This is a genomic window from Acetobacter sp., assembly GCF_047721705.1.
In the GTDB taxonomy this organism is placed as follows: Bacteria; Pseudomonadota; Alphaproteobacteria; order Acetobacterales; family Acetobacteraceae; genus Acetobacter.
In genome coordinates this window covers 1-2,786 of record NZ_JBDNXK010000172.1, presented here as the reverse complement: position 1 = coordinate 2,786, position 2,786 = coordinate 1, and the positions used below count along the sequence as shown (strand labels likewise).

At 63.2% G+C, this 2,786-nt stretch carries 7 protein-coding genes; 6 read left to right on the top strand and 1 reads right to left on the bottom strand.

Annotated elements, in window-relative coordinates; all coding sequences use genetic code 11:
• A partial coding sequence (locus ABF824_RS16200; RefSeq protein ID WP_415489980.1) for a hypothetical protein occupies nucleotides 1-203 on the bottom strand: 203 nt, incomplete at its 3' end.
• Nucleotides 204-264: 61 nt separating this feature from the next.
• On the opposite strand from ABF824_RS16200, the gene ABF824_RS16195 reads away from it, so the two are divergent.
• The 6 genes from ABF824_RS16195 to ABF824_RS16170 all read left to right on the top strand — a co-directional run.
• Nucleotides 265-534 carry a hypothetical protein gene (locus ABF824_RS16195; RefSeq protein WP_078527157.1) on the top strand — a complete coding sequence of 90 codons (270 nt, stop codon included), beginning with the start codon at nucleotides 265-267 and terminating at the stop codon, nucleotides 532-534.
• A gap of 145 nt (nucleotides 535-679) precedes the next feature.
• Nucleotides 680-943, top strand: a complete 264-nt coding sequence (locus ABF824_RS16190) for a DUF2285 domain-containing protein (RefSeq protein WP_415489979.1) — start codon at nucleotides 680-682, stop codon at nucleotides 941-943.
• Between the two features lie 138 nt (nucleotides 944-1,081).
• Nucleotides 1,082-1,300 (top strand): transcriptional regulator domain-containing protein, encoded by a 219-nt coding sequence (locus ABF824_RS16185; protein ID WP_415489978.1) that lies wholly within the window; start codon nucleotides 1,082-1,084, stop codon nucleotides 1,298-1,300.
• A gap of 19 nt (nucleotides 1,301-1,319) precedes the next feature.
• Nucleotides 1,320-1,868, top strand: a complete 549-nt coding sequence (locus ABF824_RS16180; RefSeq protein ID WP_415489977.1) for a DUF2285 domain-containing protein — start codon at nucleotides 1,320-1,322, stop codon at nucleotides 1,866-1,868.
• Between the two features lie 220 nt (nucleotides 1,869-2,088).
• Nucleotides 2,089-2,340 carry a helix-turn-helix transcriptional regulator gene (locus tag ABF824_RS16175; RefSeq protein ID WP_078527163.1) on the top strand — a complete coding sequence of 84 codons (252 nt, stop codon included), beginning with the start codon at nucleotides 2,089-2,091 and terminating at the stop codon, nucleotides 2,338-2,340.
• A 7-nt stretch (nucleotides 2,341-2,347) separates the two neighbouring features.
• Nucleotides 2,348-2,786: replication initiator protein A (locus tag ABF824_RS16170; protein WP_415489981.1), on the top strand; the 439-nt coding region annotated here is incomplete at its 3' end.

Genomic DNA, 2,786 nt, shown 5'->3' with positions numbered 1-2,786 from the left:
ACCTCAGCCGGCGCGAGCGCCGGCAGATCGAGCGCGAACTCAAAGAAGCGCTTGCCCGACGCGATGCCGAGCCCCCCGCCTGACGGGGGCTTTTTTCTGGTCAGCCCGACGGTCTTGTCCGACAGGACTGGAGCCGCCTGAATGGTGCGTGGACGCCGATTCCTTTTTCCTATCGTCCGGAAAGAACGACGTTGAATATTCACAATGCGACTATTATAGTCGTATTTCTGGTGTGCAGGCCTTGCGTGTCGGATGTGATCGCGGATGATCACTGGCCGACAGGTAAGGGCGGCACGGGCACTTCTGAACTGGACACAGGAAAGGCTCGCTGAAAAGGCCCTCGTAGCATTGACCGCGCTCAAGCGCCTTGAATCCGAACGCGGTCTGGGCGTTCATGAGGGCACAATCGATCAGGTCCGTCGCGCGCTGGAAGCGGCGGGCATTCTGTTCATCGAGTCCGGACAGGGACGCGGCGTCATGTTTCTAAACGAGACTTCCGATATCCAGACGCGGCAGGGTCGGGGACGTGGCTGAGCGGATTTCTCCTGATCCGCTCCGTTCATGTCGTTCTTTTCCCCTTGCGTGCGCTGATTTCTGGCGGGGCGTGCGAGCCAGGCCGGTCAGCAATCCCGATCTTTGTTATCGAACCGATCTGGCAGCGGTATCATGAGGAGCCGCCATGACCGACCCGTCTTTCCTCGACCATCCCCCTCTCACCGTACGGGTGAACGCCTACGACGAAGCACATCTCGGGCTCTATCTGCGCCTTCTGGTCGCGGACGAGGAAGAGGCGGACTGGCGCGAAGTCGTTGCCGTGCTGTTCGAAATTGATCCGGTTCGTGAACCACTGCGTGCGAAGGCTGTTCATGACAGGCATCTGGCACGGGCACGATGGATGACCGAAGCCGGTTTCCAGCACCTGTTGCAACCACGCCTGCAATAGCCGGGCTTCGCCCTGGCTCGCGCATCCGCCCTGCGCTTCTCTCCCTGATAAGAAATCAGGGTCTATGCACTCCCGTTTCCGATCTGGCTGATGGAATCTCCCCCTTTTGCCGCATGGGGGACAGACAGGGAGGCCCGTATGCCCACATCCTTCTGGCGTTCACCGGAACTGCGCGACCATATCAGCCGTCTGGACCGCTCCGGTTTCGCCGTCGAATTTCTCCGCCGTAACACCACCTATCGCCGCGATTATGCCCGTCTGCACCGGCGGCTTGGCCGCCGGGGCGTGGATTCCGCTGCCGAGTGCGCGGCGTTCGCCCAACGCTGGGGGCTCTGTTTTTGTCCATGCGCCCGATAAGCCCGCTCCTCAGGGGCGTATGGTCTGGCGGCCCGAGGTTTCACCGGCCACGCTGATCCTCACACCCGCGCCACCGGATTTCGCCATTGTGACCCCGATCAATCCGGCGGTGCTCGGAACCATCCTGGCCCGTCATGATGCGGAAGACGACACGTGGCTGGTGATCGGCGATGCGACGGGCGATCTTTACCTCCGGCTTCTGAACCCGCTGGCCATCGGTCGCCCCGCTGTGCTTCTGCCGATGGATGACGCCGCCGAACTGCGTCTCGACGTGGCGCTGCGTTTCTTTCGCAGGCAGCGCGGCCAGCGCGTTGGCCTGCTTCCACGCGCCCTCCAACTCACCCCGCTGCAACGCACGCGACAGATGCTGCTCCTGCTCGCCTTCGATATTCACGAAGCGGGCGGCACCACCCGCGATATCGCCATTGCGGTCAATCGTTCATGGCAGGCGGCTTTACCGGCGGTCGAATGGCGCAACACGGCGGCGCGTCGCCATGCGGAGCGCCTGCTTCTTGACGCCCGGAACCGGGTCAGCGGCGGCTACCTGGATTTTTTACGCGGGCGATAACATAGCCGGTTTTCGCTCCTTCCCGCTGCGATCCTCCATTTTCCTTACGCTGCATCACGTTCGGCTGCGTCCCGCATCTCCGGCATACGCTCCGACGTGCGGGGGTGGACACTGACCTCGAAAAATCTTCGTCCACCCCCAACGCCCGCTTTCTCCGCCACCGTCATCCCGATCCGCCGCACCATCCCCGCGGCGCTTCGAGACCAGATGGAGGTATACCATGCTCGACAGACACGCGCCGTCACCGGCGCGCTACCTGCGCACACATCAGGCCGCGCAGATTCTTGGCCTTTCTCCCCGCACGCTGGAGAAATACCGCTGCCATGGCAGTGGCCCGACCTTCCGCAAGCTTGGCGGTCGTGTCGTCTACCTGATCGACGACCTCGACGCCTGGGCTGCCGCCAGCGCCTGCCGGTCCACGTCTGATCCGAATTATGACGAGGCCCGCTCCGCCGGCCTTGATCGCCGGTGAGGGGAGGATGGACATGCAGGCCCGTCATACCCTCACGGCCAGCGAGCGCAGCAGGCTCCTGCCGTTCGTTGTCGCCAGTGGCGAGATCAGCCCGCGCGACCAGCGCGATCTGATGGAGCGACCGTTTTTCTCGCTGTCCAAAACGAAGCGCACGACGCCAATCCTCTACGCGGCAGGGGACACGCGCGTCGAGGTGTTCGGGATGCCCGAGCACGGCATGGCGACGATCTGGGACGCTGACGTGCTGATCTGGGCTGCCAGCCAGATTGTCGAGGCGGAAAATCTCGGCCTGACAACGTCACGCTTCCTGCGCTTCACCCCCTATCAGTTGCTCACCGGTATCGGCCGACAGACCGGGGCGCGGGATTATGGGCTGCTCAGGGCGGCACTTGCCCGGCTCCAGTCCACCGTGGTCGCCACTACGATCCGCAACGGCCAGAACTGGC

Excerpts from the sequence above, each read along its gene's own strand:
- ABF824_RS16195 (WP_078527157.1), top strand. The coding sequence starts at position 265 with ATGATCACTGGCCGACAGGTAAGGGCGGCACGGGCACTTCTGAACTGG.
- ABF824_RS16190 (WP_415489979.1), top strand. The coding sequence starts at position 680 with ATGACCGACCCGTCTTTCCTCGACCATCCCCCTCTCACCGTACGGGTG.
- ABF824_RS16185 (WP_415489978.1), top strand. The coding sequence starts at position 1,082 with ATGCCCACATCCTTCTGGCGTTCACCGGAACTGCGCGACCATATCAGC.
- ABF824_RS16180 (WP_415489977.1), top strand. The coding sequence starts at position 1,320 with ATGGTCTGGCGGCCCGAGGTTTCACCGGCCACGCTGATCCTCACACCC.
- ABF824_RS16175 (WP_078527163.1), top strand. The coding sequence starts at position 2,089 with ATGCTCGACAGACACGCGCCGTCACCGGCGCGCTACCTGCGCACACAT.